Below are 24,040 nucleotides of genomic sequence, written 5' to 3'. Positions count from 1 at the left end.
GGCCTCACCCCAGGCCGCCCGGCAGGTCGCCAGACAGGCCGCCAGACAGGTCGCCCGCCGGGTCGCCCGTCAGGTCGCCGAGGATCGCTGCCATGTCCTCGTAGGTGCCCTGCACGCCCTCGACGTCCCCGAGCCGGTGATGCTCCAGCCGGATCGCGCCGAGGTGGCGCGCCTCGTAGACGCGCCCGCGCCACTGCGCCTCGGCGGAACCGTCCGGAGCGCCGTACCCGTCGGCGTCCCAGAACGCGTCCCGCTCGGTGCCGGGCTTGGCGTGGGCCATCCGGATGGTCCAGTCCGCGGCCGGGTCGCCCCACAGGGTGCGGTCGAGGTCGAGGACTCCGCTGACGGTCGGTTCGGGGGCGTCCTCGACGAGCATGACGTTCACGATCCACAGGTCGCCGGCCAGCAGGCGGGGTTCGGTGATCCGGTCCAGGACCTCGCTGCGCTCGGCCGCGACGGCGGCGACCTTGCGCAGGTCGGCCGAGTCCAGTCCGGCCCCGTCCAGGTCGGCTGCGATGTCCGCCAGCGACGCGGCGACCGCCTGGCTCCACCGCGCGTACCCGGGCCCGTTCACCGGCCCGAAGTGCGGGCCGCGCACGGCGTGGACCTGCCTGGTGATGGCCCCGAGCCGGCGGAAGAAGCCCGTCCAGGACTCCCGCGGGTACGCGATGAGCCCGCGCGGGCCGAAGGCCGCCGCGCCGTCGAGCAGGGTCTGCACCATCCAGTCCCGGCCGATCAGTTCGTGCGACCAGTCGGCCGCGATCACCTTCGGCATCAGCGAGGCGATCGGCGACAGCCAGGGCAGGCTGGCGTACTCGTTGCGCATCAGCTGCCGCTCGGACCGGAACTGCCGGGCGGGCTCCGGCGCGACGCGCAGCACCACCGGCCGGTCCTGCCCGGTGACGGTCAGCCGGTAGGTGTTGTTGTACATCCCGCCGTCCAGTTCGACGGCCGAGACCACCCGGGCGTCGCGGCCGAAGACCCGTGCGCAGACGGCCTGGATCTCCGCCGCGCCCACCGACTGCTGGAAGGCCCCGGCCGGGCGTTCGACGGTCCGCAGTTCCATGGCGCTCTCCCCTGTTCGACGGTGCGTCGGGTGCCCGGTCATCCGAGGTAGTCCTCGCGGCCCCCGTCACGCCGGGTGTCCAGCGTGAAGCAGTGGAATCCTCCCCCGAACAGGCGCCGGTGCCGGTGCCGGACCGGCACCGTGGTGAAGCCCGCGCTGTCGAGGGTCTTGCGCAGTCCGGGGCAGTCCTGGTTGACCAGGACGGTGTCCGGGTCGAGCGACAGCACGTTGAGGTCGATGTACGGGCTGGTGAGGACCAGGTCGCGCTCGTCGTAGCTGGGGAACGCGCCGGGGTCCGGTTCCGGCGGCACGATGAACTTCCAGGACTGCAGCGGCTCGGGCAGCAGTTCGCGGATGCCGTCGTGGCGGGCCAGGAAGACGCCGGGCCGCAGGGCCAGCAGCATGCTGTCGATGTGGTTGTCCGCCATCCGGTGCACCCGGTGGATGGTGAAGCGGCCCTCCACGTGGCGCTCCAGCCAGTCGACCGCCATCCGGTGGTTCTCGGTGGCGATGTTGACCACCAGGTCGCGGCCCAGCCGCAGCACCTGGGCACCGTCCAGGATCATCTCGAACCCGACGTCGTACGGCGACGGTTGGGGATCGGAGATCGGCTCGGTCGGCCCGCCGAGCGTGGTGGTGGCGTGCCGCGCGTAGGAGAGGTCGAAGGAGAGGTCGGTCAGGACCGGGCGCGGCATGGTCGTCCACCGGGCACCGGCCCGGTGGTAGCGGCTGAACACCGGCGCGAGCAGCCTGGTCTCCAGGTACCGGGAGCGGATGGCCGGCGGGGTCTCGATGATCTCGTCGCCGAGGATCAGGGTGTTGTCCCGGATGTTCAGGGCCGGGGTGGGGGCGGCCTGCCAGCCCAGGCCTGCGATCGGGGCCGCGTCCGGCGGCAGCGGCAGCGGGCGGTGCACCCGGACGCCGGCCTGCCGCAGCGTGTCGGCCAACGCCTCGACGTCCTCGTGGAGTTCCTCGGTGTACCGCCGCCGGATGCGCCAGCTCTCCACCGCGGGGTCGTCGGCGACGGCCAGCCGGGGGTAGGCCCAGTCGGAGCGGAACCCGGTCAGGTTCTCGTGGTGGAACAGCTCGAAGGTGACGTCGCGGTCGTGCGACAGGTAGTTCTCCGCCGAGCCGACGATGATCTCGCGCAGCGGGGTGAAATCGTCGTAGGTGTGCAGTTGCAAAGGAGTTCTCTCTCTTCCTCGGCTGGTCTTCGAGCGGCTGAACGGCGACCCTTAGTCCGGTAAAGCGGAGGCCAAGTCTGCGCTTTCCTCCTTTCCCTACCCGGTTTCCTGTCCGGCTTCCCGCCCGGTTTCCCGGTCCGGCCTCCGGGGGTTAATCCCGCCGGAATTCCCGCTCCAGTTTCCGGTGGATTTCCCGGCGGTCCCGTTCGCGCTCGTAGACGATGCAGAACATGACCGCCATCGGCACGACCGGCAGCGAAACGATGACACCGGTCCGGCTCACCGGGTCGTAGCGGCAGCCGATCCGGTCGCAGACCCGGAGGAATTCCGCGATTCCGTCGATGCGCCAGCTCGCCGGCGCGAGGCACTGCGCCACGGAACGCAGCGGTTCCTTGTCGACGCCGACGATGCCCTGGGCGATCGCCCAGTAGACCGGCGTCGCGCCGGACACCCGCGCATTGACCTCGGTGAAGACGAAGTTCCCGTCCTCGGTGAGCACCGCGTCGGCGGACAGCGGCCCGCGGTAGCCGATCGACCGGTACGTCTCGGCGAGCTTCCGGCCCGCCGCCACCAGCCGCTCCCGGACGGGGTCGGCGATCGGACGGTAGGGGATGATCTCGTTGGCGAGCCTGCGGTCCACGTACTCCAGGGCTCCCACCGCGAGCAGATCGACCTGCGCGTCGCGGACGTCGAACTCGGCGTACACGGTCTCGGCCCGCGGCTGGAACTCCTCGACCACGACCGCCGAGCTGCCTCCGGCCGAGGCCCATTCCCACCGCTGCGCCCAGTAGTCCCGTACGCCCTCGGGGCCGGGCGCGAGCCGGTGGAGGTAGCGGGCGCCGGCGTGGCCGACCGCCGGCTCGCGGTCGCTGCCGTCGCCGTCGCCGCCACTGCCACTGCCACTGCCACTGCCACTGCCACTGCCACCGTCGTGGTCGCGCAGCACGAGCTCGTTCCCGGAGGCGGCGGCGTTGCGCGCCTGCTTCACCATGACCGCCCCGGACCGGCCGGGGTCGTCCAGCAGCGCGGTCATCGCGAACACCGCCTCCTCGGCGGTCTGGCAGACCTCGCCGGCCGCCGTCGGCGCCCCGCAGGCGGCCGCCAGCGCCCGGAAGTTCGCCTTGCTGTTCGTCAGGTTGGCGCCGTCCTGGGCGAAGAACCCGGCCGCCGGGAACCGGTCGGACAGGCCCAGTCGCGCGGCGAACCGCGACACGTACGGGGAGGGCCACAGCGCCACGATCTCCGTCACCTCGCCGAGCCCGCCGGCCACCCGGGCGAGGAAGGCCTCGTCGAGGAGGCTGCGCGGGTCGATGCACCGGTCGCCGAACCTGCCGGGGGCGGCACGTGGATGTCCAACGAGGAGGGGTCGACGCCGGTCAGCCCGGCCAGGTGCCCGAGGAACGCGGCGTCGGGTGCACACGGGAGGACGACCGTGTCGCCGTCGCCGGCGAGCCACAGGATCCGCTGGGCCCAGGCGCGGTGGTCCGTCCGGGGGAAGACGAGGTCGTCATCCGAGTTTCCAATGAGAATTCTCAAGCGGATTCACCTTCCCTGAGCGGGGGGTGGGGTCCGGAGTCCGGACCCCACCCGGATTCTCATGATCAGTAGTCGTAGCTCATGGCGAACCCCCCTCTCCCGGGAATGCGACGGATCCGCGCCCGGGCCGGACACGGACATATGTGCGCCGTCCGCGCAATGGCAGCCGAAATCGACTCCCCCACCTCGAACAAGCCCGGTCACGCTAACTCATGCCCACGACAACAACAAGACTTTCGCCCGGGACAATACGTGGGGCACACTCAATAGCATCGACGTGATGCGCATCACATCGACCGGGGCGGGTGCGGAGTTTCACCTCCCCGCCGCTGGGAATGGATTGCCCCCGGAGCCGGCACTGACTTCCACCGGCGAAATCCCTTTCCCAGGTGCGAAGCGCCCGATTCGCCCGCAATCCTGTCGCGACCGCCCACAAGAGTGTGGAACTGGAAACGCCATGAGCCCCCCACCGAACCCCCCGCCGCCCGCCCGCCTGCCGGAGAAGGGACGGAATCCGCTCCGCCGCCCCGCTTTCCGCTGGTTCTTCGCCGGCCGGGTCGTCTCCGTCATGGGCGGCACGATGACGCCGGTGGCACTGGCCTTCGCCGTGCTCCAACTGACCGGCAGGCCCGAGGACCTGAGCCTCGTCCTCACCTCCGCGATGGTGCCGATGGTGGCGCTGATCATCCTCGGCGGCGGGGTCGCCGACCGGCTCCGCCGGGACACCCTGCTGCGCCTCACCAGCCTCGGGTCCGGACTGGCCCAGGCGGCCGTCGCCCTGTGCGTGTTCACCGGCCGGCCCATCGGGTACCTGATGGCACTGGCCTTCGTCAACGGCGCCCTGCAGGCCTTCAACGGCCCGGCGATGAGCGGCATCGTGCCCCAACTCGTGGACGCCGAAAGCCTCCAGCAGGCGAACTCGCTGCTCGCGACCTCGCGCAACGCCGCCGCCGTCCTCGGCCCCACCCTGGGGGGCGTCCTGGTGGCCACCGTCGGCGGCGGCTGGGCGATCGCCATCGACGCGGCGTCCTTCTTCGTCTGCGCCGCCTGCCTGACCCGGGTCTCGCTGCCCGACCGGGCGGCCCGGCCCGACGGTCGCCTGCTGCACGAACTGCGCCTGGGCTGGACGTACTTCAGGTCCACCTCGTGGATCTGGTCGGTCACGGCGGCCTTCACCGTGATCAACGCCGTCCAGATGGGCGTCTGGCAGGTGCTCGGTCCCGTGATCGCCAAGCAGGGCATCGGGCCGGGGCCGTGGGGCGCGGTGCTCAGTGCCAAGGCCGTCGGCCTGCTGCTGATGAGCGCCGTCCTGATCAAGCTGACGGTGCGCCGACCGCTCGTCACCGGCCTGGTCTGGATGTCCGTGGCGGCGGCGCCGCTCATCCTGCTGGGGGCCGGGTCGGACGCCTGGTGGCTGGGCGTCGGCGCGTTCGTCGCCGGCCTGGGCACCGGGTTCATGGGCGTCGTCTGGGACACCATGCGCCACCAGCACATCCCCCCGGAGATGATGTCGCGCGCCACCTCCTACGACGACTTCGGCTCCTTCGCCGCCATCCCCGTCGGACAGTTGGCCGTGATCCCGCTGGCCACCCTGTTCGGCACCACCCGAGTCGCGCTCGTCGGCGGACTGCTCCTCCTGGTGGTCGCCCTGCTGCCGATCGCCCTGGTCTCGGTCCGCCGGCTGGGCGTCGACGCCGAGCCGTCCGACTCCGCGGCACCGGAACGCGCCGCCGTCACCGGAGGCTCGGGCGGATGAGGAAGCCACCTGCACCGAACCAGGTCCAGCTCCTCACCCCGCAGATGGCGGTGTACGACGAGTTCGACGATCCGGCCCACCGCAACTACCAGCCGTACCTGATGTACTTCCACCGGACCGACTTCCGTTCCCCCGTGGTCAACACCGACCGGCTGGGATTCCGCCTCTCGCACGGGAGCGCGGCGGTCGCCTCGGTCGCCCACCGGCGCCCGACGGGGCGGGTGAACCTGGTCGCCGGGGCGTCCATCGGCTTCGGCATCGGCGCCGGCCGGGACGAAGCCACCATCCCGTCCCGGCTCTGGTCCCGCTACGCGCCCTCGACGCCGTGGCTGAACTTCGGCGCGGTCCGGTACAACCCGGCCCAGGAGGTCCTGCTCTACCTGCTGCACCGCCACCTGCTCCCCGAGCTGGGCGAGGTGCTGGTGTTCTCCGGCTTCAACGCCCTGCACCTGGCCCGGCTGCCGGCCCGGCAGCAGAACGAGCACGGCGCCTTCTACCTCTGCGGCGAGTACTACGAGCAGATGGACGCGCTGCGGGCGCGGCACGTCGGCCGGTTCGGGTTCGGCCGCCGCCGCCCCCGTACCGCCCCTGCCGTACCCCCCGGACCCCCCGGACCCCCCGGACCGACCGGACCGACCGGACCGGGGGCCGACGCCGAGGAGGAGCCGCCGACCCTCGCCCGGACGATCGCCACCGCCGTCGACCTCACCGCCCGTCACCTGGCCTCCTGGCAGCAGCTGCTCGCCGGCACCGGCGCACGGCTCACCTACGTCCTCCACCCGCCGGCGACCTGGCTGCGCGAACAGCCTGCCCCGCAGGAGCGCCTGCTCTTCGCCGACCAGGACCGCACCTCACGCCGCGGCAGCTGGGACGCCCGGTACGGCGCCCTGTCCTCGATGGAGACCGGAGCCTCCTTCTCCGCCGCCATGCGCCGCGCCTGCGCCCGGATCCGGGTGGACTTCCTGGACCTGACCCCGCTGCTCCGGGCCGAGGCCACCGAACACGACTGGCTCTACATCGACCGCGGCCACATGACCGACCGGGGCTACGACCTGACCAGTCGGGTCGTCGCCGACGAACTCGGGCTCCGCTGAGCGCAGTTGCCGTCCCGCCACCCCTCACGAGAGGAACGCCATGACGAAGATCATCCGGGCGCTGTCCGCCCTCCTGCGCAGGCTCGGGCCGCGCAGGGCGAAGCGGAGGGACGACGACTCCATCTACCCGCTGTTCTGACCGCTCCCACCCGTACGGCAGCCCTGCCTCGATCAGGAGAACGCCCATGCCCGATCCGGTACTCGGTATATCGGCCTTCTATCACGACAGTGCCGCGGCACTGACCTCCGACGGGACCGTGCTGGCAGCCGCCCAGGAGGAGCGGTTCAGCCGGCACCGGCACGACCCGGCGTTCCCCGCCCGGGCGGTGGAGTACTGCCTGCACGAGGGCGGCCTGCGCCTGGACGACGTCTCGGCGGTCGCCTACTACGAGGACCCGCAACTGAAGTTCCGGCGGGTGCTGGCGACCTTCGCCGGGGCCGCCCCGTACGGGTTCGCCTCCTTCCGCTCCACACTGCCGCAGTGGCTGTCCTGGAAGCGGCGGGCCACCGAGGTGGTCCACCGGGAACTGGCCGCGCTCGGCGCGGGAGCGGTGCCGCCGATCGTCTGCCGCCGCCACCACGAGTCCCACGCGGCTTCGGCCTTCCTGCCCAGTCCGTACGAGTCCGCCGCGGTGCTCTGCATCGACGGGGTCGGCGAGTGGGCGACGACCACGATCTGGCACGGCCGGGACCGCGAGCTCCGCCAGGTCGCGGAGATCGCCTTCCCCCACTCGCTGGGCATGCTGTACTCCGCGTTCACCTACTTCTGCGGATTCAAGGTGGACTCCGGGGAGTACAAGCTGATGGGCCTGGCGCCCTACGGGAAGCCGCGGTACGCCCCGCTGATCCGCGAGAAGCTGATCGACGTCCGGGCGGACGGCTCGTTCCGCCTCGACCTGGGGTACTTCGAGTACCTGCGCGGGCGGGTCATGACCGGAAAGCGGTTCGAGAAGCTCTTCGGCGGGCCCCGCCGACAGCCCGAAGGGCCGCTCACGGAACGCGAGTTCGACCTGGCCGCCTCCGTCCAGCAGGTCACCGAGGACGTCGTCCTGAAGCTGGCGGGCACCGCCCGGCGGCTGACCGGGGAGAGCCGGCTCTGCCTGGCCGGCGGGGTGGCGCTCAACTGCGTGGCCAACGGCAGGCTCGCCGACCGGCGGGTGTTCGAGGAGATCTGGGTCCAGCCCGCGGCCGGCGACGCGGGCGGGGCCCTCGGCGCCGCACTCGCGGTCGGCGTGGCGCGGGGAGCACCGCGCCCGCACCTCGGCACCGGGACCGGTCGTAGCTCCGGCAGTGGCACCGGTAGCAGCACCGTGACCGGCACCGGCACCGGCACCAGCACGGACGCGATGGCGGGAGCCCTGCTCGGCCCCTCGTACAGCGACCGGCAGATCGCCGACTACCTCGACGGCGAGGGCATACCGCACCACCGGCTGACCGACGAGCAGCTGGTCGAGCAGGTCGCCGCGCAGCTCGCCGCCGGGCAGGTCGTCGGATGGTTCCAGGGGCGGATGGAGTTCGGGCCCAGGGCGCTGGGCAACCGGTCGATCCTCGGCGACCCCCGCAACCCGGCCATGCAGTCGGAGATGAACCTGAAGATCAAGTTCCGCGAGTCGTTCCGGCCCTTCGCGCCGGCCGTCCTCGCCGCGGACGCCAAGGACCACTTCCAGCTCAACCAGGACAGCCCCTACATGCTGCTGGTGGCCTCGCTCGCCCCGGCGCAGCAGCTCGACGCCGCCGATGCGGACGCCGGCCTGACGGGGCTGGACCTGCTCCGGGTGCGGCGCTCCACGCTGCCGGCCGTCACCCACGTCGACCTGTCGGCCCGGGTGCAGACCGTCGACGAGCACACCAATCCCGCCTTCCACGCGCTCCTCTCGGCGTTCAAGGGCCTGACGGGATGCCCGGTCCTCGTGAACACCTCGTTCAACGTCCGCGGCGAGCCGATCGTCAACACCCCGGCCGAGGCGTACGCCTGCTTCATGCGCACCGGCATCGACGTCCTCGCGCTCGGCCGCTTCCTCCTCCTCAAGGGCGAGCAGCCGCCGTGGCGCGAGGACGGCGAGTGGCGCGAAGCCATCCCGCTGGACTGACCGGCCGGCCCGACCCCAACCACCACCGGAGGACGCTTCCGTGCGCAGGCTCCTGCTGTTCGTCGTCTACTTCCTCGTCGTCACGCCGGTCGGCCTGGTCGGGCGCTTGGTCCGCGATCCGCTGCGCCGCTCCCGCGGTCCGCGGGTGCGCAGCTACTGGAGTCCCCTCCCGCCTGTCCGGTCCCCCGACCGATTCCCCGACCGGTCCCCCCGCCGGTCCTCCGCCCGCAGCCGCGGCTGATCCCCCGACGGACCGTCCGACCAAGGAGAACCGGTGCCAGAACACCTCCCCTACGATCCGCTGGATCCATCGACCCTCCACGACCCCTATCCGGTCTACGCCCGGCTCCGCCGACACGCTCCCGTCCACTGGCACGAAGCCCTCGACTGCTGGGTGCTGACCCGCTACGACGACTGCCTGGCCGTGGTCCACGACCACGAGCGCTTCGCCCGCGACCGCCGCCGGGTCGGTGCGGAGCTGCCGGCCGCGCTGGAGAGCCTGCAGACCCTGGACCCGCCGGAGCAGATCCCGCTGCGACGGCTGTACCTGGCGGCCCTGCGGCGGTTCGACGCCACCGCGCTGCGACAGCACTTCGGGCAGCGGCTGTCGGCCCTGCTGACGGCACCACAGGCGGCGCTGCCCGAAACGACCGACGGCGCGCCCGGGTTCGACTTCGTATCGTCGGTGGCGGTGCCGCTCTCCCTCCTGGTGAGCTGCGAACTGCTCGGGGTCCCCGCGCCGGACCCGGCCGGGTTCGCCGAGGACGCCGACGCCATCGTGCTCGCCATGGACGCCCACCGGGCCCCGGAGGTCTACCGGCGCGGTGCCGAGGCACGGGCGCGGCTCGACCGGTTGATCGGCTCCTGGCTGCGCGACCCGGTGCCCGGCAGCCTGCTGTCCCACGTCCTCGATCCGGCCGCGGCGGGCGACATCCCGGAGCACCACATCCACCACACCGTGCGCGTCATGCTGATGAGCGGCTACATGGCGATGTCCTCGTGCATGGGCAACCTCGTCGCCGCGCTGCTCTCCCACCCGACGGCGGCGCAGCAGTTGCGGGACCGTCGCCTGCTGCGCACCGGCGTGGACGAGTTGCTGAGGTTCGACAGCCCGGTCACCGGGACGACGCGCTTCGCCACCGTCGACGTGACGGTCGGCGGCCGGTCGATCCGGCGCGGTGACGGCGTCCTCTGCCTGTACGCCGCCGCCAACCGCGACCCGGACCGGTTCCCGAAGCCGGACGAGCTGGTGCTCGACCGCACCCCGAACGACCACTTCGGCTACAGCTGGGGCACCCACGCCTGCATCGGCCGGGCCGTCGCCCAGGGCCTGCTGGAGGACCTGGTCACCGCCGTCGTCTCGCTGCCCCGCCCGCTGACGCTCGCCGCCGCCCCGGTGCGGCGGCCCACCGCCACCCTGCGCGGACTGAGCTCGCTGCCCGTGACCGTCCGATGAGCGGTCCCCTGGACGGTCCGGTGAACGGCCCGGACGTCGACGTGCTGATCGTGGGGGCCGGGCCGGTGGGGCTGGCCCTGGCGTACGAACTCCGGTTGCACGACGTGACGGTGCTGGTCGTCGACGGTGCGGGGCGGGTCGGCCCGGTGCGCAGCATGGGGCTGCACCCGCGCACCCTGGCCATGCTCGACCGCCGGGGCCTGCTGGAGGACTTCCGGAAGGCGCAGGCCGGGGAGCCCGATCTGGCCCGGTTCCGCGGCGGCTACGCGGGCATCTTCCTGCTCGGGCAGGACGATCCGGCCGCCGAGCAGCCGCACGGCCTGGGCATGTCACGCGAGTTCATCCGCACCGTGTACCGCCACCGGCTGGCCGTACCGGACGAACCGGTCCGCTACCACTGCGAGTTCGTCGACTACACGGAGACCGCGGACGGGCTCATCGTCCGGCTCGACGGCACCCACGGGACCGACGGAACCAACGGCACCGGCGCCCCGGAGCTGATCAGGACGCGCTACCTCGTCGGGTGCGACGGCGGCGGCAGCCTCGTGCGCCGCCGGGCCGGCATCGGCTTCCCCGGCACCGAGGCGTCGGTCACGGCCCGACTCGGCATGATCCGCATCGAGGTGGATCCGCCCGTCGAGATGGGCTGGCGCCGCACCCCCTCGGGGTGGATCGCCGGCCTGCCGTTCGGCCGGATCATGACCTACGAATGGGAGCCGCCGCCCGATCCGGAGCTGCCCATGACGACCGCCGAGCTGCAGGCGAGCATCGAGCGCGTCCTGGGCCGGTCCGTCACCGTCACCGAGCACGACCCGGGCACGATGTCCCGGTTCGGCGACAGCGCGCGGCAGGCCGAACGGTACCGGCACGGCCGGGTGTTCCTGGCCGGCGACGCCGCCCACATCCACCTGCCGGTCGGCGGGCAGGGCGTCAACCTCGGCCTGCAGGACGCCATGAACCTGGGCTGGAAGCTGGCCGCGGCCTGCCAGGGCTGGGCCCCGCCCGGTCTGTTGGACAGCTACCACGCCGAACGGCACCCGGTCGGGGCCGCCGTCGTCCAGAACACCCGGGCGCAGAGCGCCCTGATGCGACCCGGGCCGCAAACCGACGCGCTGCGCGAACTGTTCGGCCGGCTGCTCACCGACTTCGCGGCCGTCAACGCGATGATCAGCGAACAGATCACCGGTGTGGGCCTCCGCTACCCGGCCGGGCCCGGCGACCATCCCGCCGTCGGGTCCTTCCCCGAGGACCGCCCGCTGACGGTCGCCGGCCGGCCGACCCGACTGGTTGAGTTGCTCCACCCCGCGCACGGCCTGCTGCTGGAGTGCCGTGCGGCCCCGGGGCTGGCGCCGGCCGCGGAGCCGTGGTCCGGCCGGGTGCGCCACCTGCGCGTGGAGGCACAGGATCCGCTCCCCGCCGCCGTGCTGCTGCGCCCCGACGGCTTCGTCGCCTGGGCCACCGACCGTCCGCTCGTCGCCGGGGAGGACGTCGAGGCCCTGCGGACCGCGCTCTCCCGCTGGTTCGGCGAGCCGCCGGTGCCGGGCACCGCCGCGGCGTCCTCACGGGGAGCGGCCAGGTGACCGGACCGGAGGGCAGGACCGCGGTGGTCACCGGCGCCGGCCGCGGCATCGGCCGCGCCATCGCACTGCGGCTCGCAGCCGAGGGCGCAGTGGTCGCCGTGCACTACGGCACCGACGAGTCGGCGGCCGCGGAGACGGTCCGCCGGATCCGCGCCGCCGGAGGCCGGGCCTTCGCGGTCCGGGCGCGGTTCGGCGAGCCTGGCGACGCCCGGACGCTCTGGGCGGGCGTGGACGCCGGGCTCGCCGCGCTGGGGCTGGCCGGCGGCGTCGACATCCTGGTCAACAACGCGGGCGTCACCTCCGGCGACCTCCGCGCCACCACGCCCGAGGAGTTCGACCGGGTGTTCGCGGTGAACGTCAAGGCCCCGTTTTTCGTCGTACGCGAGGGCCTGGACCGGCTGCGCGAGGACGGACGGATCGTCAACGTCTCCTCGGTTGCCACCCGGGTCGCCTATCCGCAGCGAATGGTCTACGCGATGACCAAGGGAGCGTTGGAGACCTTCGGCCTGGCTCTGGCGAAGGAGCTGGGTCCACGCGGGATCACCGTCAACACCGTCTCCCCCGGCGTGATCGAGACCGACCTGACCGAGTCGGCCCTCCGCGACGACGCCGCCCGGGCTCGCACCGCCGCGTGGTCGGTCTTCGACCGCGTCGGCCGGACGGCCGACGTCACCGCCGTCGTCGCGTTCCTCGTCTCCCCCGAAGCGGGCTGGGTGACCGGCCAGGTCATCGACGCCAGCGGGGGCCTGGGGCTCTGAGCCCGCCCGTCGCCACCCACCCCGCCGGGGGTCGGCGCTCGCGGGTCAGGGGCAGTGCTTCCAGGCGAGGTGGTAGACGGTGTTGATGTCGCCGTCCGTCGAGTCCATGGTCATGAAGCTGGTGGTGCGGGTCGGGTCCGAGCTGCCGGGGCTGACCCGCAGCTCGGTGTTGATGTTGAAGTTCCGCTCCTCGCCGCAGGGGGCGAAGACCAGGGCCTGGACGTCGACGGTGTCGGTCGCCTGCCAGTTGTCGTCCTTCGGGCCGTCGAAGCGGTGGTTCTGGTAGGAGGTGTCGGGCAGGCCCTGGAAGTAGTAGCCGGCCCGCTGGGTGCCGCTGGCGCCCTTCTCCAGGTGGGCGTAGCCGCGGTAGTCGGCGGAGGCGATCGCGTAGGTGAAGCCCTGCGGGACGTGCACCCGCAGGTTGAGCTGGCAGTTCTTCCGGAAGTCGGTCGGCTTGGACCCCAGCCCCACCTGGGCGAGGTAGCTGCTGTACGTGACGGTGAAGGCGGTGTTGTCCGGGGAGACGGCCACGGCGGCCGTTCCCGCCGGACAGCCGGAGCCGTTGACCGTCGCGACGTCGATGACGATCCGGTCCGGCGGGGTCGGGAGCGAGTCGAGGCCGAAGGCCGACGGGCCGGACAGCGTGGCGGCGGCGACGGCCGCGGCGGCCAGCGCACGGAGCAGCATGGGCTTCCCCTTCGAACGTGCACGGAGTCGGAGGCGGCGCGGCGGGGTCCGAGCCCGTCGGACGCCGGCCCCGACTTGACATGTCTATGTCAGCACATCGGGGAACCGCTGCCTAGCCACGCGACACCGAAAGGCAAGCCCTCTGGCCCCGGCCGCCACACGGCCGAACTCCGGCCCCGGGAAACCGAGTTCGGCGGCCCGCGGCGGACAACCGCGAACCGCCCGAACTCGCCGCTGCAGGCCGTCAGCCGTACAGCGCCACCCTGGGCTGGATCGTCCCCGGCCCCGCCTTGAGGACGGTGAGCCGGTAGTACTGGGTCAAGGTGTGGTGGCTGTGCAGGACCAGCTTCGCCCGGGTGAGGTCGGTGTACAGCGTGCCGGTCTGGCTCGCCAGCCGCACCGGCGTCCAGTGGCCACCGCGCAGCACCTCCAGCTTGACGTCCGCCGGCGCCAGGAAGGGCCCCTGGTCCGGTGACTCGACCAGGATCTGCGGCGCGATCGTCCGGTCCGCCCCCGAGTCGTTGCGGTAGGTGACCGTGATCCGGTGCGCCAGGTGGTCGGACGGCAGCGGACGGGCCGCCAGGTCCACGAAGGAGGTCGGCGCGGCCGCGGCCACCGCCTGCGGGGCGGAGGCCACCGTGGCCGCGGTGGCGGGCGCCGTGAACGCGGCGGCCGGCAGCGCTGCCAGGGCGGCCAGGGCCAGCGCCCGGTGGAGGAACTTCCTGGTGGGCATGGCGCCTCCTCGAATCGGCGGACGGTCGCCCCCGGTCCCGGACCGTACCCGTCCACCCTGCACTCCGACGGCCCACCGCGCATCCGCGCCGGACCGCCACCTCCTCGCGGGGCCCGCAGCAGCCGGCTCCGGGCTGCATCGTGGCAGCCTCGAGGAACCCGGTAGATTCACCCCCACACCACCGATGACCAGGGAGTCTTCGTGCCCGACCGGCCCAGCCTGCTGTACGTGACCGACCTCGCCTACCCGGCCCGAGGGCGCCGCTACGGCGACGAGGACGTCCTCCTGACCTCCCGCCTCCGGGAGTGGTTCGACCTCGCCCTCTGCCACCCGCTCGACGCCCTGGCCCTGATGGAGCGCTTCGACGCGGTCGTGGTGCGCAACAGCGGACCGGTGCTGCACTACCGGGAGGAGTACGCCCGCTTCCGCGCCCGGGCCCTGGCCGACGGCGTGCGGGTCTACAACCCGCTGACCGGGCGCGGGGACATGGCCGGGAAGCAGTACCTGCTGGACCTGACCGAGGCCGGCGAACCGGTCATCCCCACCGTCGACCGCCCGCAGGACCTCCCCCGGCTGCCCGCCGCCGACGCCTACGCGGTCAAGCCCAAGGAGGGCGCCGACAGCATAGGCCTGCGCTTCCTCCCCCGCGCGGAGCTGGACGGTCTCGACTGGGGCGGAGTGCTGGTCCAGCCACGGATCGACTTCCGGTACGAGGTCTCGTTCTACTTCGTGGACGACGCCTTCCAGTACGCCCTGTACGCGCCCGACCCGGCCCGGCGCTGGGTGCTGGAACCGTACGAGCCGGGCGCGGCCGATCTCGCGTTCGCGCGGCGCTTCGTCGACTGGAACACGCTCGACCACGGGATCCAGCGGGTGGACGCCTGCCGGGCGCCGGACGGGCGCCTGCTCATGGTCGAACTGGAGGACCTCAATCCCTACCTGTCCCTCGATCTGGTCCCCGAGGCGACACGGGAGCGCTTCGTCCGGGCCCTGGCCGACTCGCTGCACCGCTTCCTGGCCTGACCACGGGGGCCACGACAGCAGGCTCCCGGGCCTCAGCGCCGGGGGACTCCCCCGACGAAGTCCTTCAGGGCGTCCATCCGGGTCCGCCGGCCGGGCGGGTAGCGGCGCAGCGCGCGCTCGGCCCGTTGCGAGCCCGGCCGGTAGCGCCAGCGGGCCCACGGCGAGTCCGGTTTGGCCAGGCGCAGGCAGGCGACCAGGGCGACCAGCGGCACCAGCAGCCCGATCACCCCGAGCGCCGTCTTGCCCTTGAGGATCGCCCCGACGGTGAACACCAGGTCGATCAGCAGCACCACGGCGAACTCCAGGTGGGCGGTGGCGCCCTGGCCGGTGTCGGCGAACGGGTTGACCCCGGCCACCAGCAGCAGGCCGACCGCCACCGCCAGGAACGCCGCGTCGACGGACTTTCGGCCCTCCCGCGTCCAGTAGACGTCCTTCAGGTGCAGCCAGAGCGCGTACTCATCGAGGGTGAGCGCGGCACCGGTGCCGAACAGCGCGGCCAGGATCTGCGCCCCGGGGGTGTCCGGCCGGTAGGCGAACTCCATCGCGCCGGCCACCAGCATCGCGAGGATCCCGTACACCTGGTGGTGGACGTGGGTGCCGCCGACCTCGACGTTGCGGAAGGGCCCGCGGCCGGCCCGGATCAGCCGGGTGATCACCCGGGTGCCCACGAAGGTGAGCACGAACGCGCCGACCATCCACAGGCCGATGCCGTGGTTGGGCACGGTGACGACCACCTCGACGTCGGCGTCGGCGGAGCGCACGGTCGCGGTGCCCGGTCAGTCGCCGCGCGCGGGCCCGCCGCGCGGGTGGCACCCGCCGGACCGCCCGTCCCGCCACGGCCTGCTCTGCTCCGGCACCGCGCACCTCCGACCCGGCAAGACCGGGCAAGACCCCGCAAGACCGGGTCTGACCCGCTCTGACCTGGCCTGATCCCACCTGTTCCGGCAGCCCCGGCCGGTCCGGGGCCATCTCGCTCAGCGTATCCGGATCCGGCCCACCGAGCCGGTCGGCCGATCCGGAGCAGCACCCCCGCCCGCACCGCCCGCGCCGCCCGTCGGCTCACCGGCGCGCAGGGGTGAAGTCCGGCAGGCGCTCCAGGCTTTCGGCGACGGCCGCGAAGCCGTACTCCAGCATCCGCTGCTCGTAGCGCTCGACGGCGGCCGGGAGTTCGGCCTCGCCCCGCTGGACGGCGGTGAGCGAGCGGGCGAGCAGCGCGGCGTCCCGCAGGGCGGTGTTGGCGCCCTGGCCGCCGCTGGGCGGCATGACGTGGATCGCGTCCCCGAGCAGGGTGACCCGGCGGCTGCCGCCCCAGTGCGGCACCGGCTCGGCGTAACGGACCGTCAATGGAGAGCTGTTGACGACGTCGGCCGCGCGGACCAGGTCCACGAGGTCCGGGTGCCAGCCGTCGAGCAGGGCGAGCAGGTCGCCGCGGACGGCCGCCCAGGGCCGTGGCCCGGCGGGCAGGTCGTCGGTGGGCATCACCACCCAGCGCAGGTAGTCGCCGGTGTCGGGCAGCCGGACGTCGGGCGCGAGTTCGGCGGCCGCGAGCCGCGGCGGCCGGCGGAACTCCATGCGGCCGAGCAGCATGCTCGCGCCGGGGCCGTGCACGACGGTGCCGAAGCCCGGGACGAGCGCGGCGAACCGCTCGGTGAGCGGGGTGCGCCCGAGGACGGCGTGGCCGGGGAGGGTGACCACCTCGGCGCCGGGCAGCAGTTGGCGGCGCACCGCCGAGCCCACGCCGTCCGCGCCGACCAGCAGGTCGCCGACGGCGCTGCCGCCGTCCCCGAAGTGCGCCTCGACCGTGCCGTCCGCCCGCTCGGTGTAGCCGACCACGGGCTTGCCGAACTCGACGCGGTCGCCGAGCCCGGCCAGCAGCAGTCGGCGCAGCACGTACCGGTCGGCGGCCGTGCCCTCGTCCGCGCGGCCGAGGCTGCGGACCTCCCCGAGCAGGTGGTCCACGGCCCGCCGTTCGCCCGCCATCGGCCCGGAGACGGCCGCCAGCAGGGCGTGCAGCCGCTCCGGCAGGCAGGCGTTCAGGGCTGCCAGGCCGTGCCCGTTCAGGGCGATCCGGAAGCCCTGGTAGCGGCTGTCCGGCCCGTCCTCCCGCTCGTGGACCCGGACGTCCACACCGGCCCGCAGCAGCCCGTGCGCCAGGCAGAGCCCACCGAGTCCGGCCCCGGCCACCAGTACCTTCATGTCCGCTCCCCTGTCCCTCTCCGTGTTCGTCCCCCGTCGGGGTCGAGCCTGCCGCAGGCAGCCGACCCGGTGTCAGTGAGTTCTGTCGCCGGACCCGCATGACAAACGTCACCGGCGACGGCCGGAGGAGGCGCGGAGCGCACGGCCCGTACCATGGCGACCTTCGGAACGACGGTGTGTGGAGAGGAACGAAACACGTGCGCGGGGGCGAGCTGGTGGGCGGTCTGGGGCGGTTGGTCGGAGCGGCGGCGGGGGCCGCGGCCGAGTTGGGCGAGGCCGGGCGGCAGGCCGTGCTGCGGGGCGGTCGGGCGGCGGCGGGCGGGCGCTGGGCGCTCACGGCCCTCGGCTCCGTCCCGCCGCCGTCCGTTCCCGCCACCGAGCCGTGGAAGCTGTCGGTGGGCACCCTGATCGGCCGCCACCCGCGGACGCCGACTGTGGTGCACAAGCTGCTCGGCCTCCTCGACGGCCTCGGCGCCGTCCACCTGGGGCCGACGGAGGTCGGTTTCGACGGCGAGGAGATCGCCTGGGACAAGGTCGTGGAGATCCGCACCCGCAACGCCTTCGAGGTGCTCACCACGACCGCCCTGGAGCAGGAGGTGGACCGGGTCCGCGAGTTCCTGCCGCCGGTGCCCGGCCGCAAGTGGGTCGTCACCAAGGCCGGCGAGGCACTGGCCACCGTCGTCCTCGCCGCCCTCGAACGCGGCTCGGTCGACCAGCGCCTGGACGAGCTGACCGTCCCGGCGCGGATCGTCCACCGCGGTCTGCTCGGGCGCCCGCGGACCCTGGACGCGGGCGTGTTCGCCGCCGCCGTACTGGTCGTCACCCCCCCAGGCCGGCGAAAGCCTGGTCGCCACCGCCCGCAAGCGCGGCATCCCCGTGCTGCCCGCCGAGCCCGCCACCGAACCGGGCCGGGCCGGGCACGTCGCCACGCTGCGCGAACGCACCGACTCCGTCGCCCGGTTGCTGGGCCGCATCGAGCAGAGCGGCCCGCAAGCGCCGGAGGCCGTGGAGACGGCCGAGCGGCCGCGCCTGTCGCTCGACAAGACCGCGGGCGAGGACGGCCGGGCGCTGCAGGATTGATCCCCGCAGCATTAATCCCTGCAGGTCGGAGCCGCCCTCGGTTACTCTCCCGCCCATGACTTGGCTGCCTGCGGATTTCGTCCATCCCGTCCACGTCCCGCTGCCGGGCGGCGGCTACCACCTGCGTCCGATCTCCGGGGCCGACACCGAGCTCGACTACCCGGCGGTGATGGGCTCCCGGGAACGGCTCTGGGCCATCTACGGCGAGGCCTGGGGCTGGCCCGCCGCCACCATGACGTACCAGCAGGACCTGGACGACCTGGTCCGGCACGAGCGGGAGATCGCCGCTCACGTGTCGTTCAACTACGCGCTGTTCGACGCGGCGGAGACGGCCCTGCTCGGCTGCGTCTACATCGACCCGCCGCAGAAGGCCGGTTCGGACGCCGAGATCTCCTGGTGGGTGGTGGACGACCGGGTCGGCACCGAGTTGGAGCGGGCCCTGGACTCGCTCGTCCCCACCTGGATCGCCGAGGAGTGGCCCTTCCGGCGGCCCTGCCTGATCGGCAGCGAGGTCTCCTGGCAGGAGTGGCTGGCCCGGCCCGCGGCCGCCGGTGCGTAGGCCCGGACAGGCCCTGGAGGCCTGAACGCGCCTGGCCGGCCCGGGATGCGGCCGGCCAGGCGAACACGGACGTCCCGACGCTCGACCGGCTGTGCGGGTCCTGATCCGTCAGCGCTCCTGCAGGTCCGGGACGACCTCGCGCAGGCGGTCGGCGCCGATCGCGCCGGCCCGCAGCAGGACGGGCACCTCGCCGGTGATGTCCACGATCGAGGAGGGCACGGCGGCCGCCGTGGGGCCGCCGTCGAGGTAGACGGCCACCGAATCGCCCAGCATGCCCTGGGCGGCGTCGCAGTCCTGCGGGGAGTCGTGGCCGGTCAGGTTGGCGCTGGAGACGGCCAACGGCCCGGTGGCGTCCAGCAGTTCGATGGCGACGGAGTGCGCGGGCATCCGCACGGCGACCGTCCCGCGGGTCTCTCCGAGGTCCAGCTCGACCGAGGCCAGGTGACGGGCGACCAGGGTCAGTCCGCCCGGCCAGAACGCGGCGACGAGTTCGCGCGCCCGCGCCGTCACCTCGACCAGGCCGTCGAGGGCATCCGGGGAGCCGACCAGCACCGGCGAGGGCATGTTCCGGCCCCGCCCCTTGGCCGCCAGCAGGCGGGCGACCGCCTCCGGGGAGAAGGCGTCCGCACCCACTCCGTACACCGTGTCCGTGGGCAGCACGACGAGTTCGCCGCGGCGCACCGCCGCCACGGCCTCGCGCAGCCCGGCTGCGCGCTCGGACGGGTCCGAGCAGTCAAAACGACGAGTCATCAGGGATCTCCACCAGCGGGCGATCGGCCCGCACCGTTCATCCGGCCCGGCCACCTCACCGACCGGGCACGACCTGGTCAGACTACCGGGCCGGGCGCCGCTCCCCCGCCGGGCCCTCACCGGGCGGCCCTCCTCCGCCGGTCGGGTGGAACGGGAGCGGTCGTCACCCAGCGTGCCCGCGCCGGGAGCGGACGGCGGCGGGCGGACGTAGGTTGCGGACATGACCAGTGACGAGACGATCCCGGCCGTGGGAGTGCGCCCGCTGGACGAGGTGTTCGCTGCGATCGACACCGCCAACCGACGGCCCCGGCCGTGGACGGGCTTCGAGCACGGCGTACTGGGGGCCTACCGGTGGGCGGCCGGCGCTCAGGTCGCCGCGCCCGTCACCGCCGTCGCCGCGGTCGGCGCGAACGGTCCGTGCCGCGCGCAGCTGCTGGCCGAGTGCCAGGCCGCCGCGGTGGGCCTGCGCCGCGCGCTGGCGCAGGAGGCCGACCACATGTACGTCCTCGGGGCCCACCAGGCGCTGGCCTGGCTCTGCGGGCTGCACGAGGACTGCCCCTGACGAGGCCGCCCTCACCGCCGGTGACGGCCGCCCTGGCGACGGGGCGGCGGCGCCGGACGCGACGCGGGGAGGAAGAGCCGGGCCAGCTCGCGGCCCAGGTTCACGCCGATGGCCAGGGCCATCGCCATCGCCGCGGCGCGCCCGATGCCGCTCAGCCCCGTCTCGGGCTGGCCCCGGACGAAGGCGAGCATCCCGAAGTACAGCACCGATCCGGGCAGCAGCGGCCCCAGCGCCGCCGTGACGTGCGGCAGCGCGGAGCTTCCCCGGCACCGGGCCATCAGCTGGCCGGACAGGCCGACCAGCCCGGCGGCGAGGCCGGTGGCCAGGATCGGCTCGACGCCGGCGTTGGCCAGCACCCCGTACGTCGTCCAGCCGGCCGCGCTGTTCAGCATGACCGCGGGCAGCGTGCCCGGCTCGGTGTTCAGCAGCACCGCGAACGCGAGGGTGAGCAGCACCGCCGCGGCGAGCTGCAGCGGCGGGTTCACCGCTGCCGCCGGGACGTCCTGGGCGGCCAGGTCCGCGCCGTTGTTGACGCCGACGTAGAGCACCGTCATCACCCCGATCACCACGCCGGCCATCAGGTAAAACGCTTCGAGCAGGCGCGCGGCGGCGGTGAGGTAGAAGCCGGCCAGGCCGTCCTGGGCCGCCGCGACCATCGGCCAGCCCGGCAGCAGGGCGAACAGCCCGCCGGTGATCACCACCGATCCGCGCAGGTGCAGGCCGTTGAAGGAGAGCAGGATGCCGATCACGGCGGCCGGGGCCGCGGCCACCACGAACTGGTAGAAGGGCGGGAGGTCGTGGCGCGCCACCAGCGCCGAGAGCCGGTCGCCCGCCAGGGCCGCGACGACGGCGCTGGCGAACACCAGCCAGGCCCGGGCGTCGGTGCGGCCGCCGACCAGCAGCGTCGCGGCCCCGGCCAGCAGGCCGCAGCAGAGCAGGAGGACCCGGACGGAGTAGCGGCGGTCGCGCCGGTGCACGGCCACCAGGCGGTCGTGGGCGTCGCGGACGGCGATCCCGCCCGCCGTGATCTCGGTGACCAGCCGGAAGACCGCGGCCAGCCGCGCGTAGTCCCCGGCCGGGCGGCGGACCGAGCACTCGGCCGTCAGCGGCGGCCCGGAGGAGCCCGGCTGATAGGAGATCGACACCCGGGTGAAGGTGACCTGCGGGTCGCAGGGATGGACCCGGTAGGCCCGGGCGACGGCGAGCATGGCCGCCTCGACGTCCTCCGCGGCCTCGCCGCTGGCCAGCAGCAGTTCGCCCACCAGCAGCGCGAGTTCCAGGACCCGGGCCGGCTCGGCGGTTCCGGGCGGCTCCGCGCCGGAGGGGGCCGGCGCCAGCCGGCGGTCGGCGGTGGGGGTGCGCAGCAGCGGCAGCATCCGGTCGGGCCAGGGGGCCTCGGCGTCGCCGTCGGCGGGCCCCGGCCGGTCGCCGTCGGTGGGGACCTCGGGTGCCGGGGCCTGCTGCGGCACGCGCTCGGACCGCCTCGGACGGTCTTGCGGACCGGCAGGCGCGCCGAGCTCATCCTGTTCCGACATCGCGACTCCCTGACCCCACCCCCTTCCACCCTCTGCCGCTGATCAACTACCCGGAGTGATGGTTCCGTGAACGCCCGACACCCCCGCTCACCCTCCCGAAACGGAGTGCGACAGGCCGTACACGCCCCATTCCCGGGCCGACAGGCTGCGGGACTGCGACGAGGGTTTCGAGCTCGGCCCGGCGGCCGGGCCGGCCGGAATCGAGGCCGCCCTCCTCGGCTGACGGGCCGTCGGCCGTCCGACGCACTCGAACCGTTCGGAAGCCGCAGGGCTCCGCCTCGGACCGCCTCGATTTACCTTGTGTTCACGTGTACATGCAAATAGCGTTCACCTCGCTTGTCTAGCTTCATGCCGCCCCGCCGCCGGAGATCCACCAGGTGGGGCACCTGATTCCGACACACCTGACCCGATGTTCGAGGTACACCCCATGCACGCAGTACCCGCCCGCACCCGGTGGCTGCGCCACGGCGCCGCCCTGGCCGGCGCGGTCTCGCTGACCGCCTTCGCCGGCGCGCCCGCGGCCCTCGCCGCCGACGGCCCGCAGACCGCCACCCCGATCAAGCACCTGGTGGTGATATTCCAGGAGAACGTCTCCTTCGACCACTACTTCGGCACCTACCCGAACGCGGCCAACACCGCCGACGACAAGGTGAAGTTCACCGCCAAGCCGGGCACTCCGAAGGTCGACGGCCTCTCCGACGACCTGCTCCACCACAACCCGAACGGGACCAACCCGAAGCGGCTGAGCCCCGCCCAGGCCGTCACCTGCGACCAGGACCACACCTACAAGGACGAACAACTCGCCTTCGACGGCGGCAAGATGGACAAGTTCGTCGAGCACACGGACGTCGAGAACTGCAAGGCGCCGATGTTCACCCAGCCCGGGCTGGTGATGGACTACTACGACGGCAACACCGTCACCGCCTACTGGAACTACGCCCAGCGCTTCGCGATGAGCGACAACTTCTTCGGCACCAACTACGGCCCCTCCACCCCGGGCGCGCTCAACCTGGTCACCGGCCAGACCCACGGCGGCTACCCGGTCGACCCGAAGACCGGCCAGAAGACCACCGACGCCTACGTGGTGTCCTCCCCGGACGCCAACGGCGTCGGCACCGTCATCAACGACCCCGACCCGGGCTACGACGACTGCTCCAACCCCCAGCACAACCAGCTGGTGATGACCGGTCGCAACGTCGGCGACCTGCTCAACGACAAGGGCGTCAGCTGGGGCTGGTTCCAGGGCGGCTTCAAGCCGACCGGCGACAAGGACGGCAAGGCCGTCTGCGGGGCCGCCCACGCCAACATCGTCGGCGCCCAGCAGACCGACTACAACCCGCACCACGAGCCCTTCCAGTACTACAAGTCCACGGCCAACCCGAAGCACCTGGCTCCCAAGGACGCGGACGAGATCGGCCACGCCGGCCAGGCCAACCACCAGTACGACCTGACCGACTTCGACACCGCCCTGCAGCACGGCAACCTCCCCGCCGTCAGCTACCTCAAGGCCGCCAACTACCAGGACGGCCACGCGGGGTACTCCGACCCGCTGGACGAGCAGCACTTCGTCGTGGACACCGTGAACAAGCTGCAGAAGTCCAAGGACTGGGCCTCCACCGCCGTCGTCATCGCCTACGACGACTCCGACGGCTGGTACGACCACAAGTTCGCCGAGCCCGTCAACGGCTCCCGCGACGCCGCCAACGACAGCCTCGACGGCGCCGGCCAGTGCGGCAAGGACGCCGGCTGGGGCGGCTACGCCGACCGCTGCGGCTACGGCCCGCGACTGCCGCTGATGGTCCTCTCGCCGTACGCGAAGGCCAACTTCGTGGACCACGCCCAGACCGACCAGACCTCGCTGCTGCGCTTCGTCGAGGACAACTGGAAGACCGGCCGGATCGGCGACGCCTCCTTCGACGAGCACGCCGGCTCCATCGAGGGCATGTTCGACTTCAAGAACCCGCAGCCGGCGACCCTCGTACTCGACCCGACCACCGGCCAGCCGGCCGGCGCGGCCACCCCGACCGGTCCCGCCACCTCCTCCGGCGGCTCCTCCGCCGGTCCGGCCGGCCCGGCCGACGGCTCCGGCAGCGCCGTCGCGGCGCCCAGCAGCAGCGCGACCGGCCCGGCCCTGGCCGTGACCGGCGCGGACTCCGGCACCCTGCCGATCGCGGCCGCGGCCGTGGGGCTGCTGGCGGTCGGCGGGGGCGCGGTGTTCCTCGCCCGCCGCAGGCGCGGCCGCCGCGCCTGACAGCCCGCCCGGCGCGCACCCGACGCACCGACACACCTGACGCCACCGGCACCGCCGGGCCCTCCCCCGGGCCCGGCGGTGCTCGCCTGTCGGGGGTCGTTCGCCGGGGTCCAGCGGTGAGGGCAGCCGGCCACAACCATCCCA

General features: G+C 73.3%; 22 protein-coding genes. 12 read left to right on the top strand and 10 right to left on the bottom strand.

What is annotated here, in order from left to right:
* Window positions 1–4: 4 nt before the first annotated feature.
* The 4 genes from CRP52_RS31245 to CRP52_RS39975 form a co-directional block, all read right to left on the bottom strand.
* A complete protein-coding gene (locus tag CRP52_RS31245; protein WP_097239456.1) occupies window positions 5–1,066 on the bottom strand; it encodes a phosphotransferase family protein in 1,062 nt (353 codons plus the stop codon).
* Window positions 1,067–1,104: 38 nt separating this feature from the next.
* Complete coding sequence (locus tag CRP52_RS31240) at window positions 1,105–2,250, bottom strand: glycine amidinotransferase (protein ID WP_097239455.1); 1,146 nt, start codon at window positions 2,248–2,250, stop codon at window positions 1,105–1,107.
* A gap of 151 nt (window positions 2,251–2,401) precedes the next feature.
* On the bottom strand, window positions 2,402–3,499 hold the full coding sequence (locus CRP52_RS31235; protein ID WP_143685869.1) for an ATP-binding protein: 1,098 nt from the start codon (window positions 3,497–3,499) through the stop codon (window positions 2,402–2,404).
* Window positions 3,496–3,786 (bottom strand): hypothetical protein, encoded by a 291-nt coding sequence (locus tag CRP52_RS39975; protein WP_097239453.1) that lies wholly within the window; start codon window positions 3,784–3,786, stop codon window positions 3,496–3,498. Before CRP52_RS39975 ends, CRP52_RS31235 begins: the two co-directional genes overlap by 4 nt.
* 457 nt (window positions 3,787–4,243) lie before the next feature.
* On the opposite strand from CRP52_RS39975, the gene CRP52_RS31225 reads away from it, so the two are divergent.
* From CRP52_RS31225 to CRP52_RS31195, 7 genes are all read left to right on the top strand, one after another.
* The gene (locus CRP52_RS31225; protein WP_179852979.1) at window positions 4,244–5,542 is read left to right on the top strand and encodes an MFS transporter; all 1,299 of its coding nucleotides are present in this window, start codon (window positions 4,244–4,246) and stop codon (window positions 5,540–5,542) included.
* Window positions 5,539–6,636, top strand: a complete 1,098-nt coding sequence (locus CRP52_RS31220; RefSeq protein ID WP_097239451.1) for an SGNH/GDSL hydrolase family protein — start codon at window positions 5,539–5,541, stop codon at window positions 6,634–6,636. The genes CRP52_RS31225 and CRP52_RS31220 overlap by 4 nt, the downstream gene beginning before the upstream one ends.
* Before the next feature lie 185 nt (window positions 6,637–6,821).
* Window positions 6,822–8,726, top strand: a complete 1,905-nt coding sequence (locus CRP52_RS31215) for a carbamoyltransferase family protein (RefSeq protein WP_097239450.1) — start codon at window positions 6,822–6,824, stop codon at window positions 8,724–8,726.
* Window positions 8,727–8,766: 40 nt separating this feature from the next.
* Complete coding sequence (locus CRP52_RS31210) at window positions 8,767–8,967, top strand: hypothetical protein (RefSeq protein WP_097239449.1); 201 nt, start codon at window positions 8,767–8,769, stop codon at window positions 8,965–8,967.
* 33 nt (window positions 8,968–9,000) lie between these two features.
* Entirely contained in the window at window positions 9,001–10,182 is a 1,182-nt protein-coding gene (locus CRP52_RS31205) for a cytochrome P450 (RefSeq protein ID WP_097239448.1), read from the top strand.
* The gene (locus CRP52_RS31200) at window positions 10,179–11,762 is read left to right on the top strand and encodes an FAD-dependent monooxygenase (RefSeq protein WP_097239447.1); all 1,584 of its coding nucleotides are present in this window, start codon (window positions 10,179–10,181) and stop codon (window positions 11,760–11,762) included. The genes CRP52_RS31205 and CRP52_RS31200 overlap by 4 nt, the downstream gene beginning before the upstream one ends.
* Window positions 11,759–12,520 (top strand): SDR family oxidoreductase, encoded by a 762-nt coding sequence (locus CRP52_RS31195; RefSeq protein WP_097239446.1) that lies wholly within the window; start codon window positions 11,759–11,761, stop codon window positions 12,518–12,520. The genes CRP52_RS31200 and CRP52_RS31195 overlap by 4 nt, the downstream gene beginning before the upstream one ends.
* Window positions 12,521–12,565: 45 nt before the next feature.
* On the opposite strand, the gene CRP52_RS31190 is transcribed toward CRP52_RS31195, so the two are convergent.
* Together CRP52_RS31190 and CRP52_RS31185 are read right to left on the bottom strand one after the other, a co-directional pair.
* Window positions 12,566–13,207 carry a DUF4360 domain-containing protein gene (locus CRP52_RS31190; protein ID WP_097239445.1) on the bottom strand — a complete coding sequence of 214 codons (642 nt, stop codon included), beginning with the start codon at window positions 13,205–13,207 and terminating at the stop codon, window positions 12,566–12,568.
* 244 nt (window positions 13,208–13,451) lie between these two features.
* On the bottom strand, window positions 13,452–13,940 hold the full coding sequence (locus CRP52_RS31185) for a hypothetical protein (RefSeq protein ID WP_179852978.1): 489 nt from the start codon (window positions 13,938–13,940) through the stop codon (window positions 13,452–13,454).
* 201 nt (window positions 13,941–14,141) lie between these two features.
* Here CRP52_RS31185 and CRP52_RS31180 point away from each other — a divergent pair, with 201 nt between their 5' ends.
* Window positions 14,142–14,963: a hypothetical protein gene (locus CRP52_RS31180; RefSeq protein WP_097239444.1), complete on the top strand. Its 822-nt coding sequence runs from the start codon at window positions 14,142–14,144 to the stop codon at window positions 14,961–14,963.
* Window positions 14,964–14,995: 32 nt separating this feature from the next.
* Here CRP52_RS31180 and CRP52_RS31175 read toward each other — a convergent pair whose 3' ends face one another.
* Both CRP52_RS31175 and CRP52_RS31170 read right to left on the bottom strand, forming a co-directional pair.
* Window positions 14,996–15,724 carry a hypothetical protein gene (locus tag CRP52_RS31175; RefSeq protein WP_257032945.1) on the bottom strand — a complete coding sequence of 243 codons (729 nt, stop codon included), beginning with the start codon at window positions 15,722–15,724 and terminating at the stop codon, window positions 14,996–14,998.
* Between the two features lie 298 nt (window positions 15,725–16,022).
* Window positions 16,023–17,159 (bottom strand): FAD-dependent oxidoreductase, encoded by a 1,137-nt coding sequence (locus CRP52_RS31170; RefSeq protein WP_097239443.1) that lies wholly within the window; start codon window positions 17,157–17,159, stop codon window positions 16,023–16,025.
* A gap of 197 nt (window positions 17,160–17,356) precedes the next feature.
* On the opposite strand from CRP52_RS31170, the gene CRP52_RS37810 reads away from it, so the two are divergent.
* Both CRP52_RS37810 and CRP52_RS31155 read left to right on the top strand, forming a co-directional pair.
* Window positions 17,357–18,298, top strand: a complete 942-nt coding sequence (locus CRP52_RS37810; RefSeq protein WP_143685868.1) for a hypothetical protein — start codon at window positions 17,357–17,359, stop codon at window positions 18,296–18,298.
* Entirely contained in the window at window positions 18,295–18,798 is a 504-nt protein-coding gene (locus CRP52_RS31155) for a GNAT family N-acetyltransferase (RefSeq protein WP_097239440.1), read from the top strand. The genes CRP52_RS37810 and CRP52_RS31155 overlap by 4 nt, the downstream gene beginning before the upstream one ends.
* 108 nt (window positions 18,799–18,906) lie before the next feature.
* Here CRP52_RS31155 and CRP52_RS31150 read toward each other — a convergent pair whose 3' ends face one another.
* Entirely contained in the window at window positions 18,907–19,548 is a 642-nt protein-coding gene (locus tag CRP52_RS31150; RefSeq protein WP_097239439.1) for an L-threonylcarbamoyladenylate synthase, read from the bottom strand.
* A 220-nt stretch (window positions 19,549–19,768) separates the two neighbouring features.
* Between CRP52_RS31150 and CRP52_RS31145 the strand changes: the two genes are divergently transcribed.
* Window positions 19,769–20,110, top strand: a complete 342-nt coding sequence (locus CRP52_RS31145) for a hypothetical protein (protein WP_097239438.1) — start codon at window positions 19,769–19,771, stop codon at window positions 20,108–20,110.
* Between the two features lie 11 nt (window positions 20,111–20,121).
* Here the strand turns inward: CRP52_RS31145 and CRP52_RS31140 are convergent, their stop codons facing one another.
* A complete protein-coding gene (locus CRP52_RS31140) occupies window positions 20,122–21,579 on the bottom strand; it encodes a threonine/serine ThrE exporter family protein (protein WP_257032944.1) in 1,458 nt (485 codons plus the stop codon).
* Window positions 21,580–22,072: 493 nt separating this feature from the next.
* Here CRP52_RS31140 and CRP52_RS31135 point away from each other — a divergent pair, with 493 nt between their 5' ends.
* A complete protein-coding gene (locus CRP52_RS31135) occupies window positions 22,073–23,896 on the top strand; it encodes a phospholipase C (protein ID WP_179852977.1) in 1,824 nt (607 codons plus the stop codon).
* The last annotated feature ends 144 nt before the right edge of the window (window positions 23,897–24,040 follow it).

This window comes from Streptomyces sp. 1331.2, from assembly GCF_900199205.1.
In the GTDB taxonomy this organism is placed as follows: domain Bacteria; phylum Actinomycetota; class Actinomycetes; order Streptomycetales; family Streptomycetaceae; genus Kitasatospora.
Note: the sequence above shows the minus strand (reverse complement) of the source record. Positions and strands in the feature narration are given on the sequence as shown.